We start from the raw sequence: 20,282 nt of genomic DNA on the forward strand, positions 1-20,282 counted from the left end.
TTGCGGTATCGACCTCATCCAAACTGGCGACCGCGTGCGGCCGGACGAGAAACATGATCGTTGCCGGAGCCGACAACCACCCGCCGTTCGGGCTGCTGGATACGTTGCGTGCGGATGTGGTTGCCGCGGCGCGGCGGTGGCGTGCCGGTGGCCGGCTTGTGCGGGAATCAGAACATCGTCTGATCGGTCGGGATCGGTTCGGGTGGGCGTCGTGGCGAGGGCAGTGCCATCGCGAGTTCTCCCCGTCGGGCAGCCCGCCGCCAGCGCTGTCCGGAGTCGATGGCACGCCGGATCTTGCGCACAGTGGGTACCTGTGTGAGCAGGTGTAGCTGATATCGCCACGGCATTTGTAACCCGTGCCGAGCCGCCATCGCGTAGGCGAACTGCACGGCACTGCGGTCGAGATATCGGTCGGCGTGTTCGAACCAGATCATGCTGGTACGGGCGGCGGCCTGTATCGGGCGCAGCGCAGCGCGCCGCTGCGCATCGTAGTTCTCCAGTGCGTCGGCGACCTCGGCATGCTCATACAGGTTCTGTGCGAGCACGACGGCGTCGACGATTGCCAACCGAGTGCCAGAACCGATGGTGAAGTGCGTCGTGTGCGCTGCATCGCCGAGCAGCACCACGTTGTCGTGATACCAGGTCTTGTTGGTTACCTCGGGAAAGCGGCTCCACCTTGCGAACTCGCCTTGTGTCTTGCTGATCAACGAGTGACCATCGAGAAGGCGCGTGAATATGTTCTCCAGAACACGCAAGTTCTCCAGGTTGTCCAGGGAATCGAATCCCAGTCCATGCCAAGTCTGCGGTTGGCACTCAACGATGCAGGTGCTGATTTTTTCGGCAACCGACGGGTAGGCATGGAACCAGATCCAACCGGCCGAGGTGTGTTCGAAGGCGAAGGTAAATCGGGTGAAGACCTTGTCCGTACCGAGCCAGATATATCGATTCTCGCCGAGTGTGACGGACGTGCCGAAGCGATGATTACCCAGCTGCCGTACCCGGCTGTTCGCGCCGTCGGAGGCGACGATGAGATCGATGTCGTCGAGGCCGGACAGATCGTGGACCTCTCGCCCGTGCTGGACATCGACGCCCAGGTCGCTCGCCCGTCGGGAAAGTACGTCGAGCAATGCCGCGCGCCCCATGCTGAACCCGTAGCCCCCGAAATGTGCGACCTGGTCGTCGCGCACATGGATTGCCTGTTCACGCCATAGGACCGACCCGGCACGCACCGCCTGGGCGCTGTCGGGGTCATTCCGATACAGAATGTCGAGCAGGTCGTCCCAATACACGACGCCCCAGCCATAGGTGGACCCAGGGGGATCGCGGTCGATCACCGTGATGTCATGGGCTGGATCGCGCCGCTTCATCGAAATAGCGAAGTACAACCCGGCCGGCCCGCCACCGATACACACAATCTTCATCTCGTCACCAGCTCCAGCCCGGTTGGTTGAACCTGGCTTCACGTGATCGGTACTCGATGCAACCGAGCCCGGCACGCTGTGCGTGTCCGGGCTCGGTTACCGGCGCTAGAAGCTACCCCAGCTACCCCAGCCGCCCCAGCCGGGATTCCATCCCCAGCCGCCCCAACCCCAACCGCCGCCGTGACCCCAACCCCAACCGCCGCCGTGACCCCAACCCCAACCGCCGCCGTGACCCCAACCCCAACCGCCGCCGTGACCCCAACCCCAACCGTCGCCGCGACCCCAACCGGGGTTGTCGACGAGTTGGGTTACAGACGTGGGCGTCGTTGCGTGCGCGGTAGGCGCTTGCGCCGCGGCTGTGACGACCGGAATCGCGGCAACTGCGGCTATACCGGCAGCGGCCGCCAACCGGGCGAACTTCGTGTGTGATTTCTTTCTCTCGGTCATGATAGGGCTCCAAATGCTGTCCCGACCTGCTCGAATTCTACGCGGTTTCGCCGAACTCTAGAAGTCGCCACGTTGACCCATCTAAAACGCCCGCCACATTCCCCAGCGTTGCCCAATCCGAGGATGCCCGCGTACTCCGTGGCGGAGGAACCCCGGTGGCGACGGTCGCAAAAGGGTGCGACGAACGAGCGTTGACGGAGCTGACCCAAGGCCATCACCAACTGGACTCAACCCAACATGCCGGCCGAAAACGCACTATCCGCCACAGCAACAGTCACAGGGGCTTGCGCCGAACGGGGCACCGATGCGAGCGGGTGCGTCGTCCGATCCTTCGACTTCATCCGGCCGGGCCCCGCGCCAACCGATTACCTCGACACCGCCGTCGAGCCTGCCCCTTGGCCGGAACAGACTGAACCGCGCCAGCAGTCCATTCCGCGGCTGCGGTCGGTCAGCGAACCGCCCTACTTCACGCCCAGCCCGCGCCGACGGCGGCAGTTCCGGCTCAGATGAGCCGTGGACGGCGGCGGCAGGGAAGCTCCCGTCAGGGTGACCCGGGTGACGTCGATCGGAGCGGCTTTGGTGTCGCTGGTGGGGGTGATGCGGCGTAGGAAATCATGCGCCGCGAAAGCGACGAGTACGCCGACGAATAGCGCGCTGAGTACCGCGGGGAATAGGCCGACCTGCCCGATGCGTCGGCCGATCGCTTTGCTGGGTTTGCTCACCCGTTGACGCATTTGCCCGAATCTGTTGGCGGGCAGTCCAGAACGCTTCAATCTGATCGTGGGCAATCCAGGATGCTCGAAGCTTGTTGCGGGCAATCCAGGATGTGCTACGCCCAACGCCCATACAGTGTCCCCTCAATTCACATAGGTCAGATACTGAAAGTTACTCTGCGCTTGCTATTTTGAGAGCGGTGTCCGTGTCATCCGACTTGTTCGGCCCGACCACACCGGGGTCTGTCAGGCCGCGTCCGCCGCCGGGAGTGTGAGGCCGGTGTTGTCGGTGATGCGGGTCAGGATGTGGACGCGGAGCGCGCGAGCGACGGCGAGCTGGCCGAGTCATGCGGGTGGAGCCGCAAGCGGTCGTGGGCGAGGTTCGAGTCCCAGATCGGTCTGACGCCTGAGCGTGCCGCGATGATGGTCCGATTCCGTTACGCGGTCGAAGGTCTACTGGCGGGCCAACCTGCTGCCGACATCGCTGTGGCCTGCGGTTATACCGATCAGTCCCACCTCTGTCGGGATGTGTCGAGCTTCGCGGGCAGCACGCCGGGGGCGCTGTCGGGAGAGGCTCTCACCCCCTTCTCGAAGCTCCGCCACCAGACTTGGGGAACATTTTTCCAATACTGAGCGGGGCCGGTCGGCCGATAGTGAATCGGGCCGACGATCCCTCGTCGCTGACAACACCAGCATCAGGAATCGCTTGCCTGGATTGGCGATCACGCACACCAGTCACCGTGAAAGGGTTGAATTATGGAAACTGAGCTCATCGTCCGACAGGCGACTTCGGCGGACCGCGATGCGGTCGTGGAGGCGTTCGGTGCGGCATGGCTCGACGAAGCAGGGACCGCGTGGGTGCTGGAAGGCAACCCTGTCGAGATATTTCTCGCCGAGCACGCGCCCGCCATGATCGACCGTGCCCTGCACGATGACGAAGTGTGGATCGCGGCTGCCGGCGCGGAGATCTGGGCGGTATCGATCTGGCAGACGGTCATATCCGCTGACCGGGTGCTGGCGGAAGCGGCCGAGGCACAGGCGCTGGCCGACGCGGCACCCGACGTGCGACCGTTCCAGCGGCTGACCACGCTGACGGCCTTACTTGCCAGGGAGCACCCGCGCGAATTTCCGCACCGCTATCTGCAGGTGATCGCCACCGTGCCGCAGCGCCGCGGCTCCGGTGCGGGCGGTGCGATCCTCGCCGACCGGTTGAAGGCAGCCTCGGACGCTGGTGTGCCCGCGTTCCTGGAGGCGAGCACCGAACGCTCGGCCCGCCTGTACACCCGCCGTGGTTTCGTGCGCGACAACATGACGCATACGCTGCCCGACGGAGGTCCAACCTTGATCCCCATGTGGTTCCGCGGCTGAGGGCCAGGGCCTGCGTCTACGCGCCCGTGCACCAATTGTCGCGTCCGGCTGAATACTGACCCTCTGATTCCGCTTGGGTTCAACAGCTTGTCGCAACACTCCTGCTAGAAGACGGGTGTGCGAGTGGTTGGGAAGCGTGGTGCCAAGCGCCGGTTGGCATTGGAGGCGCAGTACTGGGAGTTGATCCTGGCCGGTGTCGGTCCGGTCGAGGCCGCCAAGCGTGTCGGGATCGGCCGGAAGATCGGATACCGGTGGCGGCACGAGAACGGCGGCTTACCTCCCTCGCGGATCTCCGACGACGTCCGCTCGGACCGATACCTGAGCTTGCTCGAACGTCAACGCATCGCCACCCTGCGAGAACGCGGGCTCTCGATTCTAGAGATCGCGCGCAGACTCCTACCGCAGGGTGGCGATGGCCTTGTCGATGCGCCGTTGGCGTGTGTCAGGCTTCTTCGCGCTCTCGATGGCGTGTACGTGCTCGCGCTTGCGGCTATAGGCAAGGTTGTCATATGCGGCGCGGGCGACGGGGTCGTCGTCCAGGGCTCGGGCGAAGTCGGGGGGCTCGACGACGACGCGCGGCTGGGTGTCGAGCTCCAGCTCGACCTCGACCTCGTCGCCGATCGCGACACCGGCGGCCTGCCGGTTGGCGTTGCTGAGGCCGAGCAGGTAGCGGCCGCGCATGAGGGCGACCCGGCTCTTCCAGGAATGCCCGTTGATCGTGATCGTCACTGGCGGCCGCGCGCCCTCGCCGAACGCTGCTACCACCTCGGGCGGAACTTCCAGGCCCCGCATTGGCTCGGGTGGCTCGACGTGGGTCCGAAACTTCATGATCTTCTCCTGTTGTTCTGCTGCGGGCGCCGGCCTTCTGGGCCTCCGCCATGATCTCCTCGACCCGCGCCTCGCTGCGGACGACGTAAGTCGGATGTAGCCCGCTCAGGCCGTTGCCTCCCACGCGAACCCGTCCGGGTCGGTGAACGAACCGATGCCGCTGTCCATGACGATGCGGTGCGATCCGCTGCCTTCCTGGGAGACCCCCGCCTCCTTGGCGGCAGCCTTGCGTGGGTACAACGCCAGGGTGACCGGCGAGCTCGAGTTCGCGAACTCGGCGTACTTGCCGCCGAAGCTCTTCGATGCCGTCAAGCCGCGATCGACATAGAACTGCTTGCTGGCCTTCACATCCGTCACGCCCATCAGCAACACCAGGTCGTCGATTTCGCGGGTGAACGGGCCCACGTCTTTCTTCTTCGAGGTGGCGATCTTCCAGATCGTGCCCTCCGGCGCCTGCACCACCGCGCTGTAACCCCACAGGCTCTTCTTCGCGGGCTTGAGGACGGTGAACCCGGCGTCGACCGCGGTGCCGACGAGGCTGTCGACGGTGGAGGGCTGCGACACCACCAGCGACAAGATGAATCCACGGAAACCGGTCGTCGGCGCCGGCGAAGCCCGGAACCCGAGCCGGTCACCCAGTCCGAACGCGGCGTCGTAGGCCGCGGCAGTGGCCTGGGGATCGGCCACCTCGAGGTGAACGTTGATGTCGGTGCTGATGTTCGCGTTGATTTCCATGCTCATAACGCTAGACACGGGCCACGTCGGTCACATCCGTGCCGGCCACGGAACACACCACTGAGCTGAGACCGTGGGAGCACGGTAAACCCGCCGACGAGTCCAAGCCTTTGAGCGCTCATCGGCATGACAGTGTGTTCGGTCGCCGCCAGCCCATGCCACAAATGCCACCGGTCCGAAGCCAGGATCACTGCGCCATGCCTCGAGTGTCTCGGATCTGCGGTCGGGTAGCACGTCGATCCGCTCATGCGTGACGGCATCGATCAGGACTGTGCCGTAACGGTTTCGGTGGCGCGCTGCGAAGTCGTCCACGCTCAGCACCCGCGGCACCGGCCTTGCGGGGCGGGAATACGCAGCAGGATCCGCACGGCGGTGTGGCGCGACAACCCCACCGCCAGCCGCGACCGCAATCGTGCTGCCGCCGCCCGGCCAGCTCCCACACCACCGGCCGCACTGTCGGGTCAGGCGAACAGTTCGCCGATGGTAACGTTCCGCAACACCGGGCATCACGAAATGTGTTGCAGCAGTTGAGTGTTAGACAGAACCGCCGCCGAACCCGCACCCGCACGACAACCGCCCGGCCATCGACCGGAACGTCGGCGAGGGCTCGTTCGTGATAGCTGTGCACCCGGCCGGACTCGGCACCTCGAGCCGGACAGGACGCTGGCCCGTCCGGCGTTCGCGTCAGCACAAGGATCCGTTCACCCTCATCCACAACACGCTCGACAACGGGGGTGACAATCCCGAAAACGCCACGCCAACAACAACATTCACCTCACGCGCCGTCGCATCGTGCCTTCTCAGAGCCTCATCCGCCACCGAAAGTGCACCAGAGCCGTTTTCCGGACAGACCCATGATTTGAGCCATTCGACGATGAGGGGGAGGGGGGCGCTGCAACCCATTTTCCGGGGGTTGGAGTCGGGGGATGCACTGCGGTCAGCAGGTCGGGTTTCCGTATTGCGCGGCGCTCAGGATCAGGAGGTAGCCGGACGCGATGATCAGGATCCCGGCGCTGAGTACCGCCATGGGGAGCGGGCCTATCCTTCGGAGGTTGAGCCACAAGTAGGCGAGCGCGAGCGCGCCGAGCAGGAGCATGACAATTGCGCCGGTGGTTTGGATCGTGTCGATCAGGGTGTAGTCGCGGTCGCGTTGTTCACGGGAGCCGTGGACTCCTACGTCGCAGAAGTCGCCGTTTGCGGGGGTGATGAGGTAGCTGGCCAGGAAGATGGTGGGGCCGAGGAGGATTGAGCCGAGGATGTAGAGAAGCGCCGCGGGGATTGGGCGGATCTTGATCATGACGACTCACGATAGTTCGCGGTCGTGGGGACTCCGTGGACGTTGTGTGGAGATGCTGTGGGGTGGGTGGTCCAGGTTCTGTCTCGAAGTCGTGAGGGCGGGCGCGAACCCGTCCTCACTGGTCGCTGAGCCAATGGTTGATGGCGGCGATATGGAGAGTGGCCAGGTATCGGACGGCGAGTTCGTCGAACCAGGTGGCTACTGCCTGGTGTTGTTTGAGGTGGTTGATGCCGCGTTCGACGGTGTTGCGGTCCCGGCAATGGTGGTGTCGAACTCCGGGGGCCGACCACCGTCGGAGCCGCGGTTTGCGGCGGTGGGCGGCCTGGTCGGCGGGGATCGCGATGGTCGCGCGGATGCGGCGCTGTCGCAGGTATTCGCGGTTGGCGCGGGATGAGTAGGCTTTGTCGGCCAGGAGCCGGTCCGGGCGGGTACGTGGGCGGCCGTATCCGAGCCGAGGAACCGCGATCGCCTCGAGCACGGCGGTGACTGCGGGCTGTCACCGGCTTGTCCACCGGTGAGCAGCATTGCCAGGGGGTTTGAGTCCTTGTTCGCAGGCCAGGTGCACTTTGCCGGGATCGGCCCAGGGCATGATCAGCGGGTTCGGTGCCGGTCTCGCTGGGTGGTTCGGCTTGGACGGCCGGGTCGCGGCGGCGAAGGCCTGCAGCATTCTGGTGATCGACACACCAACGCGGACAACGTGTTCCACAAACACCCAGGTGAGGGGCACCGCAATGCGGTGCCCCTCACCTCGAGCCGCTTCGAGACAGAACCTAGGTCGCGGGCGGGGTCCGGCTCCACTGTGGGAACTGTCGGTTCACCCCGTGGCCGACCCGGCCGGAGTGAGGAAGGGTGTGCTCGAGACCGAAGGATCGCTGCTCTTATTTCACGCCCGCCTTGATGGCGGCGTCCTGTTTCTTCGCGATCTCGATTGCCACTTCGGCCGGGACACGTTCACCGTTTTTGCTGTTGAATTCGAGGATCGCAAAGGCCCTGCCTTCACCGAAAGCTACGACGGTCGTCCCACCCGGGGCATTCAGTACGCCGCCGCCAACACCGACGTCGACGGGAGAAAAGGCCGCGCCTCCGGCTTTCTGGGACATGGCATCCTTTGCCGCCGCGACGGCTGCAGCGGCGGTCTCCGAATTCTCGCGCACAGTGATAGACGTACTGATCTTCTCAGTGGCCTCACTGTTGCCGAAAATGCCGGTAATGCCAGCCTGCTCCGGCTTGGTGGTCTTCAATGTCCAGCCGGCGTCGATGTCGCTCGGCTTGATGAGCAGGCTCGTGTAGTCGATCGATGCGGGCGACGAGGCCGCGACGCTGGTCGACGCGACCGAGGTGGTGGCGGACGACGATTTCTCGTCGGAATTGCAGCCGGCGATTCCGACGGACAGCGCCGCAGCGGCACCGAGTACCGCAACTTTCGATATCTTCACCCGAGGATGATGACAGGGGCGCAAATCTCGCGCAACCTAGGACCCCGGACGTCAATGCAAGATATGCGGCAGGAACTCGCCCTGAGGTTCCCCCGCATTGCTGGAGGGCGGATTCTCAGGTTCCAGCCGGAACCGGGTGATGGTAGCCGACTTCGAACTCGTCCGGTGATCGCCACCCAGCTTCTTCTCGATTGCGCTACCGGCGACCTCACCTATATACCAACGCGGGCATCATCTTTCGCCGAAACGAAGGGTGGGTGGCACCGCGTCGCAGTGCCACCCACCTTTACTTCGAAACAGGCCCTGACTCCCGTAAACCGTTGTGCTGGAACAAACTTAGAGCGTGTCTACGTGGTCGCTTTCGCGAGTTTCTGGTAGCAGGTGAGGGTGGCTGCGAGGGCGAGGAAGTCGCAGAAATGGTTGGCGTAGCGGTCGTATCGGATGCCCAGGCGGTGGTAGCCCAATTGCGGGCAGCACGAACACGTTGCGTGCCTACGCTGACGTGCTCAACCGGACCGCCGAGGCGATCGGTCCCGGCCGCAAGTTCGCCGAGGTGGTCGACACCGATATCGGCGACGCACTCGCTGAACTATGGGGCGAGGTAAAACCGACGACCTGGAATCGCAACCGCGCCGCTGTCGGCTCCTGGCCGGCCCGGTGTGCCGACAACCAACACCTGCCCTGCCCGGCTCAAGTGGCAGCGCGAGAACAACGACGACACCGAGGCCGTGTCGCGTTCCCGGATCGACCGGCGGCGCGACGTACCGCAGGAATACTGCCCAGGCAGGATGCTGGACCGGGTGCGCTGCCGGAAAGTCAGAAAAGATGGCCGATGGACTCAGGGAAAGGGGCTCCCATCGGGCCACCGGGATCAAACGGAGGAGTCGAGCCCGAAAGGCTCATGTAGTGGTCCGCGGTTTCCCGCACCGATAGCCCGAACCGGTCCGGTGTCTGGGTAAAGGCCGCTCGCGGCGGTGCGTCACGGTCCGTTCGGGTCGGCCAGTCGGCCTCGATCCAGGAGCGCACTACGTGATCGAAACATGCACCCACGGCATCCGGAGCGATCCCGACGACCCAGTACGAGATATCGAAGAACTCGGTGATGTCGCCCGGGTCGCCCGCACGGTAGGGCAGTGTGACACCCCGGTGCAGCCGAGCCTGCGGGATCGCCGGATGTACCAATGACAACGCGGCTTCGCCCGGCAGCACACCCAGCGTTCGCTGGAGATGCCCGTACAGCTGATCCAGAGCCGCCGCTCGGGTAGGTTCGGAACTCATCACACCGCCGATCGTCTCAATGCTGCCGCGATACGCCCGCGGCAACTATCAGGAAACCAGATCGCCGCGGCCGGTGATGATGAGCCCGATATTTTGCGCGGCCGGATTTGTGGAGGCCAGGTAGAAATCCGACCTATGGTCGTAACCGTTCCAGCGGTCAGGGATCAGCGACATCGACTCGAACGTTCTCGCACCGTACTCGGGATCGGTGGGCAGTGGGCCGTGTGTATCGGGCATCAGGTGCACGTGATCGCCGGAAGACATCGTCGAGAAGACGTGGTCGGCGGTGTTCTCCGGCGCGACGCCGCTGAGACTCAGTTCGCTGGCGTTGTTCGTACCGGTGCCCCAGCTACCGATGAACACGACGTCGTCGGTGTCGAGCCTCGCTCCGCCCCCGGCGGAATGGCCGGTCAGGACACTGGCATAGGAGTGGCCGAGTGTCGTGATGTGTCCGGGCGAGCCCTCGTGCGTGGCGCGCAGGCCGGTGTGAAATTCGCGCGCTCCGGCAGCCCCGTCCTGCGCGAACTGCGGGAAAATCGTTTCGACAAAGGATTGTGGTTGTTGGTAGACGTCCCAGTAGGAGACCGACGTTCTGGCGCCGGGCGCGCTGAGCAGCGCTAGCTCCCGTAACTGTGCAACGGTCGGACTTGCGTACTCGAGCGCGTCGCCATCGCGACCGGCGGGCCCGAGCAGAACTGCGGTATTGTCGGCGAAGTCCGGATCATCCAGTGAAAACGCGACCCTTCTGTTCTCGTCGATATGGGCGAGGTAGATCCGCGGCTCACCGGGTTGCTGCGCATCGAGCATTTGCCTGAGCTGGGAAAAGTAATCGCTCCGGTTGAAATCCTGGGATTCATGGGCTCGCCGCAGCAGATCGTCCAGGTTGCGGCGGTTGAGTAGGTCTCGGTCAGCGTGTGGAATCCCATTCCGATTCCCCAGGAACGGATCCAAGTGGAATAGCTCTGCTCTATCGGCTTCGGAAAGGTCTTCCCAGGCGTGGCGGAGCTGCCGTGGATCACGGGGTAATCCGATGTCGGGACGTGCAGGCCCGGACGCGGCGGCAAGCGGCTGTTCCCGCTGTAGCGCCTCGAAAACCCGCGCGTTGTTCTGATCGGCAAGGATGTACTCGTAATTTCCGCGCATGACCGCATCGCGAGTTCGTCGGTACACGGTCTCGGATATCCCTTCGCCCATTTCCAGGATGATTCGCTCCAGGCGCTGGGCAAGCACCCGGGCACTGAAGATCGGGAGATGGTTCTCCTGCAGATACGAGTCGCCGGGATCCGGCCTGGCGCCGCGCATATCACCACCTCGGCGTCAGCTGATCAGATCCGGCCGGGCTGCCGACCATGCCGTCGGGTTGGCGCGCAAGCGACACCGCGGACCACCGCGGCCGAAGCCCGGCAATTGAGCCAAGTCTGCCAGATAACCCTGACGGTCAGTAGTGTCGCTTGCGCCGGTTTCGGCGGATATGTTCTTCGACCCTCGTATAGGACCCGTATTCGGGTATTCCCCGATTCATGTCGTTGGGTCGCGACCGGGTCTTCCTCGGGCAGCCTCGCCGTAGGCGGTTGACAACTCGGTCGGTGGTGCGTCCGATGGCGGGATGGCCAGGGGCAGTCGGGTGAGGGGTGGGTGACAGAGCGTACCCGAGGGCATGGCGTTGAAACGCGCGCGGCGGCGTACTCTCAGGTGCATCCGGGAGAAGTGTTACTGCACAGTCTATTTCGCGGTTCGATGCAGGGCTGCCCTGCTCTCGGTTTCAAAGGAGCATGCCATGAAGGCGAGCTATCAGCACAATCTTACTTTGCCCGAACACATTTCATTCGTAGTGCAGCGGGTTGCAGATGCCACCGTGAACCAGGCCGCTGTGGACGCGTATGTCAATGGGTTCAATAGGACCGTGTCTCATGTCGCTGATTTCGCCTGTGGCCGGTCAATGCTGCGGCGAGGGTGAGGAAGCCCAGGAAGTGCGTGGCCTCGCGTCGTAGCGGATGTTGAGCCGGTGGTAGCCGGTCAGCCAAGAGATTGTTCGTTCGATGACCCATCGGTGTCGGCCGAGGCGGTCGCTGGATTCGATGCCCTTGCGGGCGATCCGGACGCCGATGCCCCGGTCACGGACCCATCCGCGCAGCTCGGTGTGGTCATATGCCTTGTCGGCGTGCAGCTTTGCCGGTCGGCGTCGACACGGCCCGCGCCGCGACCGCACTGCCGGGATCGCCCGCACGAGCGGGCGCAGCGCTTCGGCGTCGTTGGTATTGGCTGCCGAAATACCCACGGCCAGAGGCAGTCCCACGCGATCGGACAGCACGTGGATCTTCGAACCGGACTTGCCTCGATCGACCGGGCTCGGGCCGGTCATATCGCCCCCTTTCTCGCTCGCACCGACGCCGCGTCGATCACCGCCCGCGACCAGTCGATCAAGCCCTGGCTACCCAACTCGTCCAGCACCGCGCGATGTAATCGCCGCCAGAGACCGGCCTCGGTCCAGACGGTCAACCGGCGATGTGCCGTCGGGACAGTGACCCCGAACGATGGCGGCAGCATCCGCCACGCACAACCGCTGGTCAGCACGAACACCACCGCGGTGAACACGGCCCGCTCATCGACCGGCGCCGTGCCACCACCCTGCGGGCGAGCCTCGAACTTCGGCAACAAAGGCTCGACCAGCACCCAAAGCCCATCCGGGACCAGACGTCGCGACAGATCATCGACCACGACCAGACAGCATGCGACACAACCAGTTACGACACACATCGAACGGTAACAACGACGTGAGACACGGTCTTAGCGTCGCAATATCTGCCGCAACGCTGTGCGTGGGCGCATCGACTTTCATCTGGTTGCGCCGGCCACCCCCAGCCGCGGTGCCTGTAGCACAGCAGCGTGCCTACGCTGTGGAGCGTCTGGCCGAGGCGGTGGGTAAGCGATGGCACGCAGAGGCGAAGATTCGGGGTCTCTATGACCCCGAGCCATTGCTGGTGCGGTGGTTGCTCAACGAACGCAATATTTCAGACCACCGCCATCATTTTCTCTGCGTGCGGCCGGTCCTTTGGCGAGCGACCTGCTGTCCTGCACAGAAGGACACCGGCCAGATATGGGTCCAACCCGCTGCGTCCGCGCATACATCGGAGTCCCCGTCAGTGCCGTCGATGGTTGATATTTCTGGCGGTCCGGATGAACGGACGCCGCGACCTGGAACCGCTGCGACTGTTCGACTCCCGCACGGCAACAGGACGCCTTCTGAGTAGCGTGCAGCGGTTCGCCAATTACGAACGCCCCGAACTCGTTACGAGCGCGGGGCGTTCGGCGTCGTGGCTGTTGGGCGAGGCCGGAAAGCCGATCGCACCCCTACCGAATCAGTCGAACGACTGCACCCTCGACTGCATCGAATGACTCGGTCACGCGGCGCTCGAGGGCGTATCGCTGATTCTGGGCACTGCTGAAGTGGCGAATGGGCTGGGAAGTGAGCAGCGTCCGGGGTGACCATGGACCCTCAGATCCACGCGCAAAGGAGACCGCAGAATGCACGCGATCAACTGGGTCGGGTTCTTCCCCGCCGCTGTCCTCGTCTCGCTCATCCCGGGGGCAAGCCAGATCCTCGGTCTGAACAATGCCATGCGCCATGGCATTCAGTACGCCCTGGCCGGTGTGGGTGGTCGGCTGGCCGCCTTCGCCGTACTCGTTGCGCTGGTTGTGGCCGGACTCGGCGCGACGCTGGCGGCCTCGGCAACCGCGCTGACCGTGATCAAGTGGGTCGGTGTCGCCTACCTCGCCTGGATCGGGATCCAGGGCCTTCGGCGCGCATGGCGGCCGACGGTCGGCTCGGCACCGGGTATGGACGCGAGCGCGATCCGGTGGCGCGTCGTCGGAAACGAATTCGCCGTGGGGATCAGCAACCCGAAGGCGCTCCTGCTCTTCGCCGCGCTGCTTCCCCAGTTCGCCGACGAATCGGCAAGCGAGTTCGGCACGCAGATCGCCCTGCTCGGCGCGGCGTACGTCGGCATCGAACTGGTCGTCGGCCTGGGCTACGTCATCGTGGGCGGTCTCATCGGCGCGACCGGTTTCTCGGCGCGAACATCGCGCCGGATCGACCTGGGCAGCGGAGTGTCCTTTCTCGGCTTGGCCGGACTGCTCGCAGTGGACGGCATCTGACGCCGGAGCAGACTCAGCCTGACAGCTGCTCGATCCGCGAAGGCTCAGCGCTCGACCAGGTCTCGGATGGCGGCGACGACGGCTCCGGGGGCTTCTTCGGCCATAAAATGACCAGCGTCGACGGTGCTGTGGGCGAGGTCCGATGCCCAACTCGACCACAGCGCCGCCGCTTCGAATCCGAGCGCGGCGCCCCAGTCCTGCTGCATGACCGTCACGGGCATCGACAGGCGGACCCCTGCCGCACGGTCGGCGCGGTCGTGGTCTACGTCGATGGTCGCTGACGCGCGATAGTCGGCCACGATCGAGGGGACCGCCGCGCGGCAGGCGTCCAGGTATGCGGCGCGCACGGGCGCGGGGATCGCGGCGGGATCCTTGGTCCACTGGTCGAGGAAGTAGGCGAAGAAGGCATCGGCGCTGGCGGAGATCATCTGTTCGGGTAGTCCAGGGGGTTGCGCCATCAGGTACAGGTGGAATCCGACGGCGGCGGTGGTGCCGTGCAGCACTTCCCACATGTCCAGGGTGGGCAGCACGTCCAGGCAGGCGAGGTGGGTGATCGCGTCGGGATGGTCGAGTCCGGCGCGGAAGGCGACCAGTGCGCCGCGGTCGTGCCCGACGAGCGCGAAGCGTTCATGGCCGAAAGCCGCTGCCAGGGTGACGATGTCGGCGGCCATGCGCCGCTTGGAGTAGGTATCGGGCCCGGCGTCGGCAGGTTTGTCGCTGCCGCCGTAGCCACGGAGGTCCGGGACGATCACCGTGTGGTCGGCGGCCAGGTCGGTGGCGACGTGACGCCACATCAGGTGGGTCTGCGGGAAGCCGTGCAGCAGCACGATCGGGGTTCCCGAGCCGGCGACGGCGACGTTGAGGGCGACATCGTCGGCGACCGTGACACGGTGGTAGTCGAATCCGGGAATGGTGCTGGTCATCGTAGGTGGAATCTTTCGTCCGTAGGTGTTCCGCAGGGTTTGTGCGGATCGAGTTCGAGCGTGCGGTGCCGCGATGAGCAACCGATGAACGCGCACTACATTGGCCTGATGCGGTTTCAGGTACTCGGTCCGGTCGCTGTGCACGACGACCTGGGCGAACCGGTCGGACTGCGCGGTCCCCGCTACCGCGAGGTGCTGGCCCGGCTGATCCTCGCGCACCGGCGGGTCGTTCCGGTCGGTCTGCTGGTCGAGGATCTGTGGGACGAACCACCTGGGGACGCGGTCGGCGCGATTCGGACCTTCGTCGCCGGATTGCGGCGCGCGCTCGAACCCGACCGTCCCCCCCGCACACCGGCACGGCTGCTGGTCACGCAAGGGCTCGGTTACGCGCTGCGGGCCGAACCCGATGCCGTCGATGCGTGGCGATTCGACGACGCCGTGAGGAGCGCATCGAAACTCCCTGCAGGACAGGCGTTCTCGCTACTGACCGAGGCGCTGAGCTGGTGGCACGGACCTGCCTACGCCGACTTCCCCGAGCAGGGCTGGGCGCAGGCCGAGCGGTCGCGACTCGCTGAGCAACGGCTGCTCGCGGTCGAACGCCGCGCCGAAGCGCAACTGGCCCTCGGCGGTGCGGCGGCGGCTGTTCCCGACCTCGACGCGCACGTCGCCGAGCATCCATGGCGAGAAGACGCGTGGGGGCTGCTGGCCACCGCGCTGTACGGCTCGGGCCGTCAGGCCGACGCACTCGCGGTCCTCGCCCGAGCCCGGCGAATGTTGGCCGAGGACCTCGGAATCGACCCGGGACCGAGACTGCGACGCCTCGAACACGACCTGCTGCGCCAGGCGGAACACCTCGACCCCGGCGCTGCCGATCCCGCCGCACAGGTCTGGGAACAGGCGCGGGCCGCCTACGACAGCGCGGTCCCGCCACGCGCCGCGACACGGCTGGAGTCGACCGCAGGACTCATGCGCGACCTCGCGGTGACAGGCGGCGGGGGGCTCGAAGCTGCTCGCAAACACCGTATTTCGGCCGTGGTCGCGGCCGAGGAGCTCGGTAGTCCCGAGCTGACCGCGCGCGTGATCGGCATCTACGACGTTCCCGCGATCTGGACACGGTCCGACGACCACGGGCAGGACCGCCGACTCGTCGACATCGCCGAGAAGACACTCCTTCGGCTCCCTGACCACGACGACGCCGACCGGGCCAGGCTGCTCGCGACCATCGCCGTCGAATCGCGCGGTGAGCTACCGGTGGAAACGCCGACCGAGGCCGGACTGCGACCGCTGCGCGCAGCCCGCCAGGCCGAAGAAATCGCGCGCCGACTGCACGACCCATCGCTGCTGGTATTCGCGCTCAACGGTGTGTTCATGCAGAGCTTTCAGCGGGCCGGACTGGCGCCGCGGCGCGACGCGCTCGGCACCGAGATCATCGCGGTCGCGGCGAACAGCAAACTCGCCACCTATGAGGTGCTCGGCCACCTCATCCGTCTCCAGTCCCGGTGCGCGGTGGCCGATTTCGTCGGGGCCGACCAGCATGCCGATGCCGCCGACACGGTCGCCCAACGCTATGCGCTGCCGCTGGTAGCGGTGTTCACCACCTGGTACCGCGCCCTACGAGTCAGTGCGACAACCGATCTCGCGACCGCTGAGGCGGCCTATGCGGCGGCGGCCGCCACCCTCGCCGGAGCGGGCATGCCAGGACTCGAGCAGGGTCTGCTGCCGCTCGCCCGGCTGAGCTTGTCTCTGCGACACCACGACACCGACCGGATCGCGGCGATCGAACCCGACACGGACTGGGGACCTTACAAACCCTGGGTCGAGCCCACTCTGCTGGTCGCCCGTGGTGATTTCGCGGGGGCGCGAGATCTGTTGTGCGGCATCGCCTCCCCGCCGCGCGACCTGCTGTTCGAAGCGCTGTGGGCCGTCGTGGCGTACGCGGCCATCGCCGTCGACGATGTCGATGTCATGCGCCGAGCCAGGACCCACCTCTCGCCCGCCGTGGCCGAAACCACCGCGCAGAGCGGACTTCTCGATGTGGGTCCGGTTCGCACCTATCTCGACGATCTCGAATCAGCGCTGTCATCGCACGGCGCGCAGGCGTGAATCACCGGTTCTCAGAGGGAAGCCAGGACGCGGATGCGGTCGGCCATGACGCGGTGCGCGACATCGGAGGTGAAGGCGATCCCTTCGAACTCGTGCGGGACGCCCGCGTGGAGGTGGAATTCGACCGGGACGCCCGCCTGGGACAAGCGCAGGGCGTAGGTGAGGTCCTCGTCGCGGAAGATGTCGAGTTGGCCGACCTCGATGTATGCCGGTGGCAGGTCGGTGGGGTCGGTGACGCGGGCGGGCGCGGCGTGGGCTGAGGTGTCGGGTCCGCCTGCGGCGTCGCCGAGCAGCGCTTGCCAGCCTGTTCGATTGTCGTCCCATGACCACAGGACGAACGGCACGAGATGCGGGTCCGGTGTGCGGGTGCGGTCGTCGAGCATCGGCATGACCAGGATCTGGCGGGCGATGGCGGGCCCGCTGCGGTCGCGGGCCAGGATCGCTACCGCGGCAGCCAGCCCACCGCCCGCGCTGTCGCCGAACACCGCGATGCGGGCGGGATCGACATTCAGGTCGGCGGCGTGTTCGTGCAGCCAGAGCAGGGCGTCGTAGGCGTCGTCGACCGGAGTGGGGTGCGGATGTTCCGGGGCGCGCCGGTAGTCGACCGACAGGATCGGGGTGCCGCTCGCCGACACGTATCGCGACACCGACCCGTCGAACAGACCGACATGGCCGAGGATCATCCCGCCGCCGTGCAGGTAGAGCGCGGCCGGGCCCGGTTCGGTGGGGCTGTCGTCACGTTCGTACCAACGCAACAGGATCGAGGCGCCGTCGGCGGTGACCATCGTGTGGTCGGTGATCGTGACATCGGCCGCGGCCGGTTGGGCGGTGTCGGTGTGGGCGATGACCTGCTCGAGGATTGCGCGGCGCGCATCGACATCGCCGACCAGCGGAGGTGTGCTGTCAGCCATCGCGGCGGCCATGGGGGCCAGCGCGTCGGCGACTTGTGGATCGAGGGTGAAGGACATGACGTATCTCCTTGTGCGACAGCGGATGAGGTGTCAGGGTGAGTGGGATGTACGGCAGCGGCGGGTGCCCGCTCAGGGCAGCAGGATCGTCTTGCCGGGCAGCTTTCCGGTGATGGCTTCGGCGTGGACGGTGGCCAGTTCATTCAGTGACCGTCGCCCGGCCACGTCGATACGCAGGGCGCCGGCATCGACGAGGGCGACGAGTTCGGCGAGCTGTGCGGCGTCGCTGCGGGCGAACATCCGTACCGCCCGCACTCCGCGCTCGGCGTCGGCGTCACCGGGAGTGGTTGTGCTGACGAAGATTCCACCGTCGGCGACCAGGTCGACGAGTTCCGCGGTCTCCTCCGGCGAGGTGGCCACCAGGTTGACCACGACGTCGAACCGCTGCCCGGATACCGCCCGCGTCAACGGAATCGCGGTGTAGTCCACGATGTCGACGGCGCCGTCGGCACGGACCCGGTCGGCGCTGCGCGCGCTCGCCGTTGCCGTGACCACGGCTCCGGTCCGTGCGGCCAGCTGGACGGCGTAACCGCCGACCGCACCGCCCGCACCGTTGATCAGCACACTGTTCCCGGCAACCAGGTCGGCATGGTCGAACAGCGCTTGCCAGGCCGTCAGCCCTACCGCGGGAAGTGCGGCGGCGTCTGCCAGCTCGACGTCGCGGGGGGCTGTGGCCAACAGCTCGGCGGCGACGGCGACGTACTCCGCGGCCGCGCCGTCGGTATTCATCGGGAGGAACGCCACGATCGCGTCCCCCGCTTCCCAGCCGCTCACCTCCACACCGACTTCCGCGATGGTGCCTGCCACGTCGATGCCCGGCACATGTGGGAAGGACACCGGGAACACCTGCTGCAAGTAGCCGGCGCGGATCGCGACATCCACCGGGTTGAACGAGGTCGCGGCTACCTTCACCACGACCTCCCCCGCGGCGGCGACGGGTCGGGGCGCTTGCTCGTAGGCCAGGACTTCGCTGTCGCCGTGGGCGTGGAATCGCACTGCCTTCATGATCTCTCCTCTGTCTGCTGCTTCGAATTCGAAGCATGTACAGACGGTAACCTGCTTCGAGTTCGAAGCAATACCCGCGAATGCGGTGATTGTCGTCACTATGTTTCGAATTCGAAGCAGGTAAGGTGCGGGCATGACAGCCCACGACTCCACCCCTGCGGCGGACACCGGCGACGTCGAGCCGCTCGAGCCCGGCCAACTCGGGGCCTATTTCGCGCTCCTGGAAGCAGTCGGCCTGCTCCAACACGCCATCGAGCAGCAATTGCGCGCCGAAGGAGACATCAGCTACGTGCAGTTCCAGCTCCTGGCACGTCTCCTCGAGGCCCCCGGCCCGCTCACCATGACCCAGCTGGCCGACGGCGTCGTCTACAGCCGCAGCGGTCTCACCTACCAGGCCGGGCTACTGGAGAAGGCCGGTCTCATCACCCGCGCCCCCTCACCAGAGGACGAGCGCGCCACACTAGTCACCCTCACCGACAGCGGCCGCGACCTGTTCCACCGTGTCCTGCCCGGCCACGTCCAGCTCTCCCGCGACCTGCTGTTCGACTCCCTCACCGACAACGACGTCGACCACCTCGGCGACATCATGACCCGCGTCCGCGACCACATGCGCGCCCAACCGCCACGCTCGGCCGCTCCCCGCAAATCCCGCGCCACCACCCCGACCACAGCGCCCGGCTGATCAACCTCACCCGAACCGCGCCGATTGAGCACGAACTGGGCAGAGATCGGGGGTCGCCCCTGGTCCAGCTGCTGGCGGCCGGTATCCCGGATCGAGTGGCCAGTGTCAGCCTGCTCTCGGCAGGTAGTCCGGCCGCGAACGTGGAGGCGGGTCTGGCGCAGCGCGAGAAGTCTTGGTATTTCCTGTTCTTCCAGTTTCCCGGTATCGCGGAGCGCTGGCTGTCGCTGACGACTTCGCCAACGCGAGACAGTTTCTGGGCTCCCATCCGGAGCTATCGGAGGTCATCGAGCGACTGCGCGACCCGCGTGCGCTGAGCACCTCGCTCGGGCTGTATCGCACCGGCGCGGGACCACAGCTACTCGTCGAACCTCCTCAACTCCCGCCGGTGCTCGCGCCGGTCATGGGGATCTGGAGCAGCGAGGATCGTTTTCTGACCGAGGAGTCGATGGTCGGGACGGAGCAGTATGTTCGCGGATCGTGGCGGTACGAGCGACTCGACGGGATCGGCGCTGGCGGCACTGCGCTGTATTCGACGGCAGCTCATCGACGACATCGGCATCGAGCCACGGATTTCGCTGCGCGCGCTCGAGCACCGCATCCTCCGACAGGACCCGGACCTGCTGCTACCAGGGGCGGTGCGTGCGGCGGGGCAGTACGAGGACCGATCGCCCCGACCCAGGAGGTGGCGGCCGAACTGCTCGGCTTGCCGTTCAGCACCTACCGCCGCCACCTGTCCACCGCGGTGGAGCGGATCGGCGACCTGCTCTGGCATCAGGAGTTGAACGGCCACTGAGCACCACGCGCGGGAAACAATGACTCCCAGTAATCAGACAACGCCCGCGCGGCGGCGGGATCGTCGAGCATCCACCAGTGCCCGGCTGCGGGCATGAGCAGCACCGCCTTGGAGACTCGGGAGCTGCCGT

At 65.9% G+C, this 20,282-nt stretch carries 21 protein-coding genes and 3 pseudogenes; 9 read left to right on the forward strand and 15 right to left on the reverse strand.

From position 1 onward, the window contains the following. Positions 1–167: 167 nt before the first annotated feature. The 3 genes from ACFQZZ_RS00640 to ACFQZZ_RS00650 all read right to left on the reverse strand — a co-directional run bounded on the left by ACFQZZ_RS00640 (position 168) and on the right by ACFQZZ_RS00650 (position 2,590). Complete coding sequence (locus tag ACFQZZ_RS00640; RefSeq protein WP_378672244.1) at positions 168–1,421, reverse strand: FAD-dependent monooxygenase; 1,254 nt, start codon at positions 1,419–1,421, stop codon at positions 168–170. A 105-nt stretch (positions 1,422–1,526) separates the two neighbouring features. After that, positions 1,527–1,868 (reverse strand): hypothetical protein, encoded by a 342-nt coding sequence (locus tag ACFQZZ_RS00645; RefSeq protein WP_378672247.1) that lies wholly within the window; start codon positions 1,866–1,868, stop codon positions 1,527–1,529. A gap of 461 nt (positions 1,869–2,329) precedes the next feature. After that, complete coding sequence (locus ACFQZZ_RS00650) at positions 2,330–2,590, reverse strand: hypothetical protein (RefSeq protein ID WP_378672250.1); 261 nt, start codon at positions 2,588–2,590, stop codon at positions 2,330–2,332. 297 nt (positions 2,591–2,887) lie between these two features. On the opposite strand from ACFQZZ_RS00650, the gene ACFQZZ_RS00655 reads away from it, so the two are divergent. The 3 genes and pseudogenes from ACFQZZ_RS00655 to ACFQZZ_RS00665 all read left to right on the forward strand — a co-directional run. Then, positions 2,888–3,214: a helix-turn-helix domain-containing protein gene (locus tag ACFQZZ_RS00655; protein WP_378672253.1), complete on the forward strand. Its 327-nt coding sequence runs from the start codon at positions 2,888–2,890 to the stop codon at positions 3,212–3,214. Between the two features lie 123 nt (positions 3,215–3,337). Continuing rightward, the gene (locus ACFQZZ_RS00660) at positions 3,338–3,949 is read left to right on the forward strand and encodes a GNAT family N-acetyltransferase (RefSeq protein ID WP_378672255.1); all 612 of its coding nucleotides are present in this window, start codon (positions 3,338–3,340) and stop codon (positions 3,947–3,949) included. A 123-nt stretch (positions 3,950–4,072) separates the two neighbouring features. Beyond that, positions 4,073–4,333: pseudogene (locus tag ACFQZZ_RS00665) on the forward strand (hypothetical protein); the annotation flags it as partial. 12 nt (positions 4,334–4,345) lie between these two features. On the opposite strand, the gene ACFQZZ_RS00670 reads toward ACFQZZ_RS00665, so the two are convergent. The 9 genes and pseudogenes from ACFQZZ_RS00670 to ACFQZZ_RS00710 form a co-directional block, all read right to left on the reverse strand. Continuing rightward, entirely contained in the window at positions 4,346–4,777 is a 432-nt protein-coding gene (locus ACFQZZ_RS00670; RefSeq protein ID WP_378672258.1) for a YdeI/OmpD-associated family protein, read from the reverse strand. 105 nt (positions 4,778–4,882) lie between these two features. Then, positions 4,883–5,512, reverse strand: coding sequence for a glyoxalase (locus tag ACFQZZ_RS00675; protein WP_378672261.1), 630 nt, complete (start codon positions 5,510–5,512; stop codon positions 4,883–4,885). 140 nt (positions 5,513–5,652) lie between these two features. Further along, positions 5,653–6,316: pseudogene (locus tag ACFQZZ_RS00680) on the reverse strand (ISL3 family transposase); the annotation flags it as partial. A gap of 133 nt (positions 6,317–6,449) precedes the next feature. Next, positions 6,450–6,809 (reverse strand): hypothetical protein, encoded by a 360-nt coding sequence (locus ACFQZZ_RS00685; RefSeq protein WP_378672264.1) that lies wholly within the window; start codon positions 6,807–6,809, stop codon positions 6,450–6,452. 115 nt (positions 6,810–6,924) lie between these two features. After that, positions 6,925–7,287 carry a hypothetical protein gene (locus ACFQZZ_RS00690; RefSeq protein WP_378672267.1) on the reverse strand — a complete coding sequence of 121 codons (363 nt, stop codon included), beginning with the start codon at positions 7,285–7,287 and terminating at the stop codon, positions 6,925–6,927. 400 nt (positions 7,288–7,687) lie between these two features. After that, on the reverse strand, positions 7,688–8,245 hold the full coding sequence (locus ACFQZZ_RS00695) for a hypothetical protein (RefSeq protein ID WP_378672270.1): 558 nt from the start codon (positions 8,243–8,245) through the stop codon (positions 7,688–7,690). Positions 8,246–9,061: 816 nt separating this feature from the next. Continuing rightward, on the reverse strand, positions 9,062–9,523 hold the full coding sequence (locus tag ACFQZZ_RS00700) for a hypothetical protein (protein WP_378672273.1): 462 nt from the start codon (positions 9,521–9,523) through the stop codon (positions 9,062–9,064). Positions 9,524–9,571: 48 nt separating this feature from the next. After that, positions 9,572–10,825 (reverse strand): alpha/beta hydrolase, encoded by a 1,254-nt coding sequence (locus tag ACFQZZ_RS00705; RefSeq protein ID WP_378672276.1) that lies wholly within the window; start codon positions 10,823–10,825, stop codon positions 9,572–9,574. Positions 10,826–11,415: 590 nt separating this feature from the next. Further along, positions 11,416–12,229 (reverse strand): annotated as a pseudogene (locus tag ACFQZZ_RS00710) (IS5 family transposase). Between the two features lie 471 nt (positions 12,230–12,700). Here ACFQZZ_RS00710 and ACFQZZ_RS00715 point away from each other — a divergent pair. Further along, complete coding sequence (locus ACFQZZ_RS00715; RefSeq protein WP_378672279.1) at positions 12,701–12,919, forward strand: hypothetical protein; 219 nt, start codon at positions 12,701–12,703, stop codon at positions 12,917–12,919. A gap of 129 nt (positions 12,920–13,048) precedes the next feature. After that, positions 13,049–13,678, forward strand: a complete 630-nt coding sequence (locus ACFQZZ_RS00720) for a LysE family translocator (protein ID WP_378672281.1) — start codon at positions 13,049–13,051, stop codon at positions 13,676–13,678. A gap of 44 nt (positions 13,679–13,722) precedes the next feature. On the opposite strand, the gene ACFQZZ_RS00725 is transcribed toward ACFQZZ_RS00720, so the two are convergent. Beyond that, positions 13,723–14,601, reverse strand: a complete 879-nt coding sequence (locus ACFQZZ_RS00725; protein ID WP_378672284.1) for an alpha/beta fold hydrolase — start codon at positions 14,599–14,601, stop codon at positions 13,723–13,725. Between the two features lie 108 nt (positions 14,602–14,709). Here ACFQZZ_RS00725 and ACFQZZ_RS00730 point away from each other — a divergent pair, with 108 nt between their 5' ends. After that, the gene (locus tag ACFQZZ_RS00730) at positions 14,710–16,704 is read left to right on the forward strand and encodes a BTAD domain-containing putative transcriptional regulator (protein WP_378672287.1); all 1,995 of its coding nucleotides are present in this window, start codon (positions 14,710–14,712) and stop codon (positions 16,702–16,704) included. Positions 16,705–16,715: 11 nt separating this feature from the next. Here the strand turns inward: ACFQZZ_RS00730 and ACFQZZ_RS00735 are convergent, their stop codons facing one another. After that, positions 16,716–17,672, reverse strand: coding sequence for an alpha/beta hydrolase (locus ACFQZZ_RS00735; protein ID WP_378672290.1), 957 nt, complete (start codon positions 17,670–17,672; stop codon positions 16,716–16,718). 72 nt (positions 17,673–17,744) lie between these two features. Beyond that, complete coding sequence (locus ACFQZZ_RS00740) at positions 17,745–18,677, reverse strand: NADP-dependent oxidoreductase (protein ID WP_378672293.1); 933 nt, start codon at positions 18,675–18,677, stop codon at positions 17,745–17,747. A gap of 133 nt (positions 18,678–18,810) precedes the next feature. On the opposite strand from ACFQZZ_RS00740, the gene ACFQZZ_RS00745 reads away from it, so the two are divergent. The 3 genes from ACFQZZ_RS00745 to ACFQZZ_RS00755 all read left to right on the forward strand — a co-directional run bounded on the left by ACFQZZ_RS00745 (position 18,811) and on the right by ACFQZZ_RS00755 (position 20,141). Next, positions 18,811–19,359: a MarR family winged helix-turn-helix transcriptional regulator gene (locus tag ACFQZZ_RS00745; protein ID WP_378672296.1), complete on the forward strand. Its 549-nt coding sequence runs from the start codon at positions 18,811–18,813 to the stop codon at positions 19,357–19,359. A 95-nt stretch (positions 19,360–19,454) separates the two neighbouring features. Further along, entirely contained in the window at positions 19,455–19,673 is a 219-nt protein-coding gene (locus ACFQZZ_RS00750; RefSeq protein ID WP_378672299.1) for a hypothetical protein, read from the forward strand. 150 nt (positions 19,674–19,823) lie between these two features. After that, positions 19,824–20,141 carry a BTAD domain-containing putative transcriptional regulator gene (locus ACFQZZ_RS00755; protein ID WP_378672302.1) on the forward strand — a complete coding sequence of 106 codons (318 nt, stop codon included), beginning with the start codon at positions 19,824–19,826 and terminating at the stop codon, positions 20,139–20,141. Positions 20,142–20,282: the final 141 nt, after the last annotated feature.

Origin of the sequence: Nocardia sp. GCM10030253, assembly GCF_042675075.1 — a bacterium.
Taxonomy (GTDB): Bacteria; Actinomycetota; Actinomycetes; order Mycobacteriales; family Mycobacteriaceae; genus Nocardia.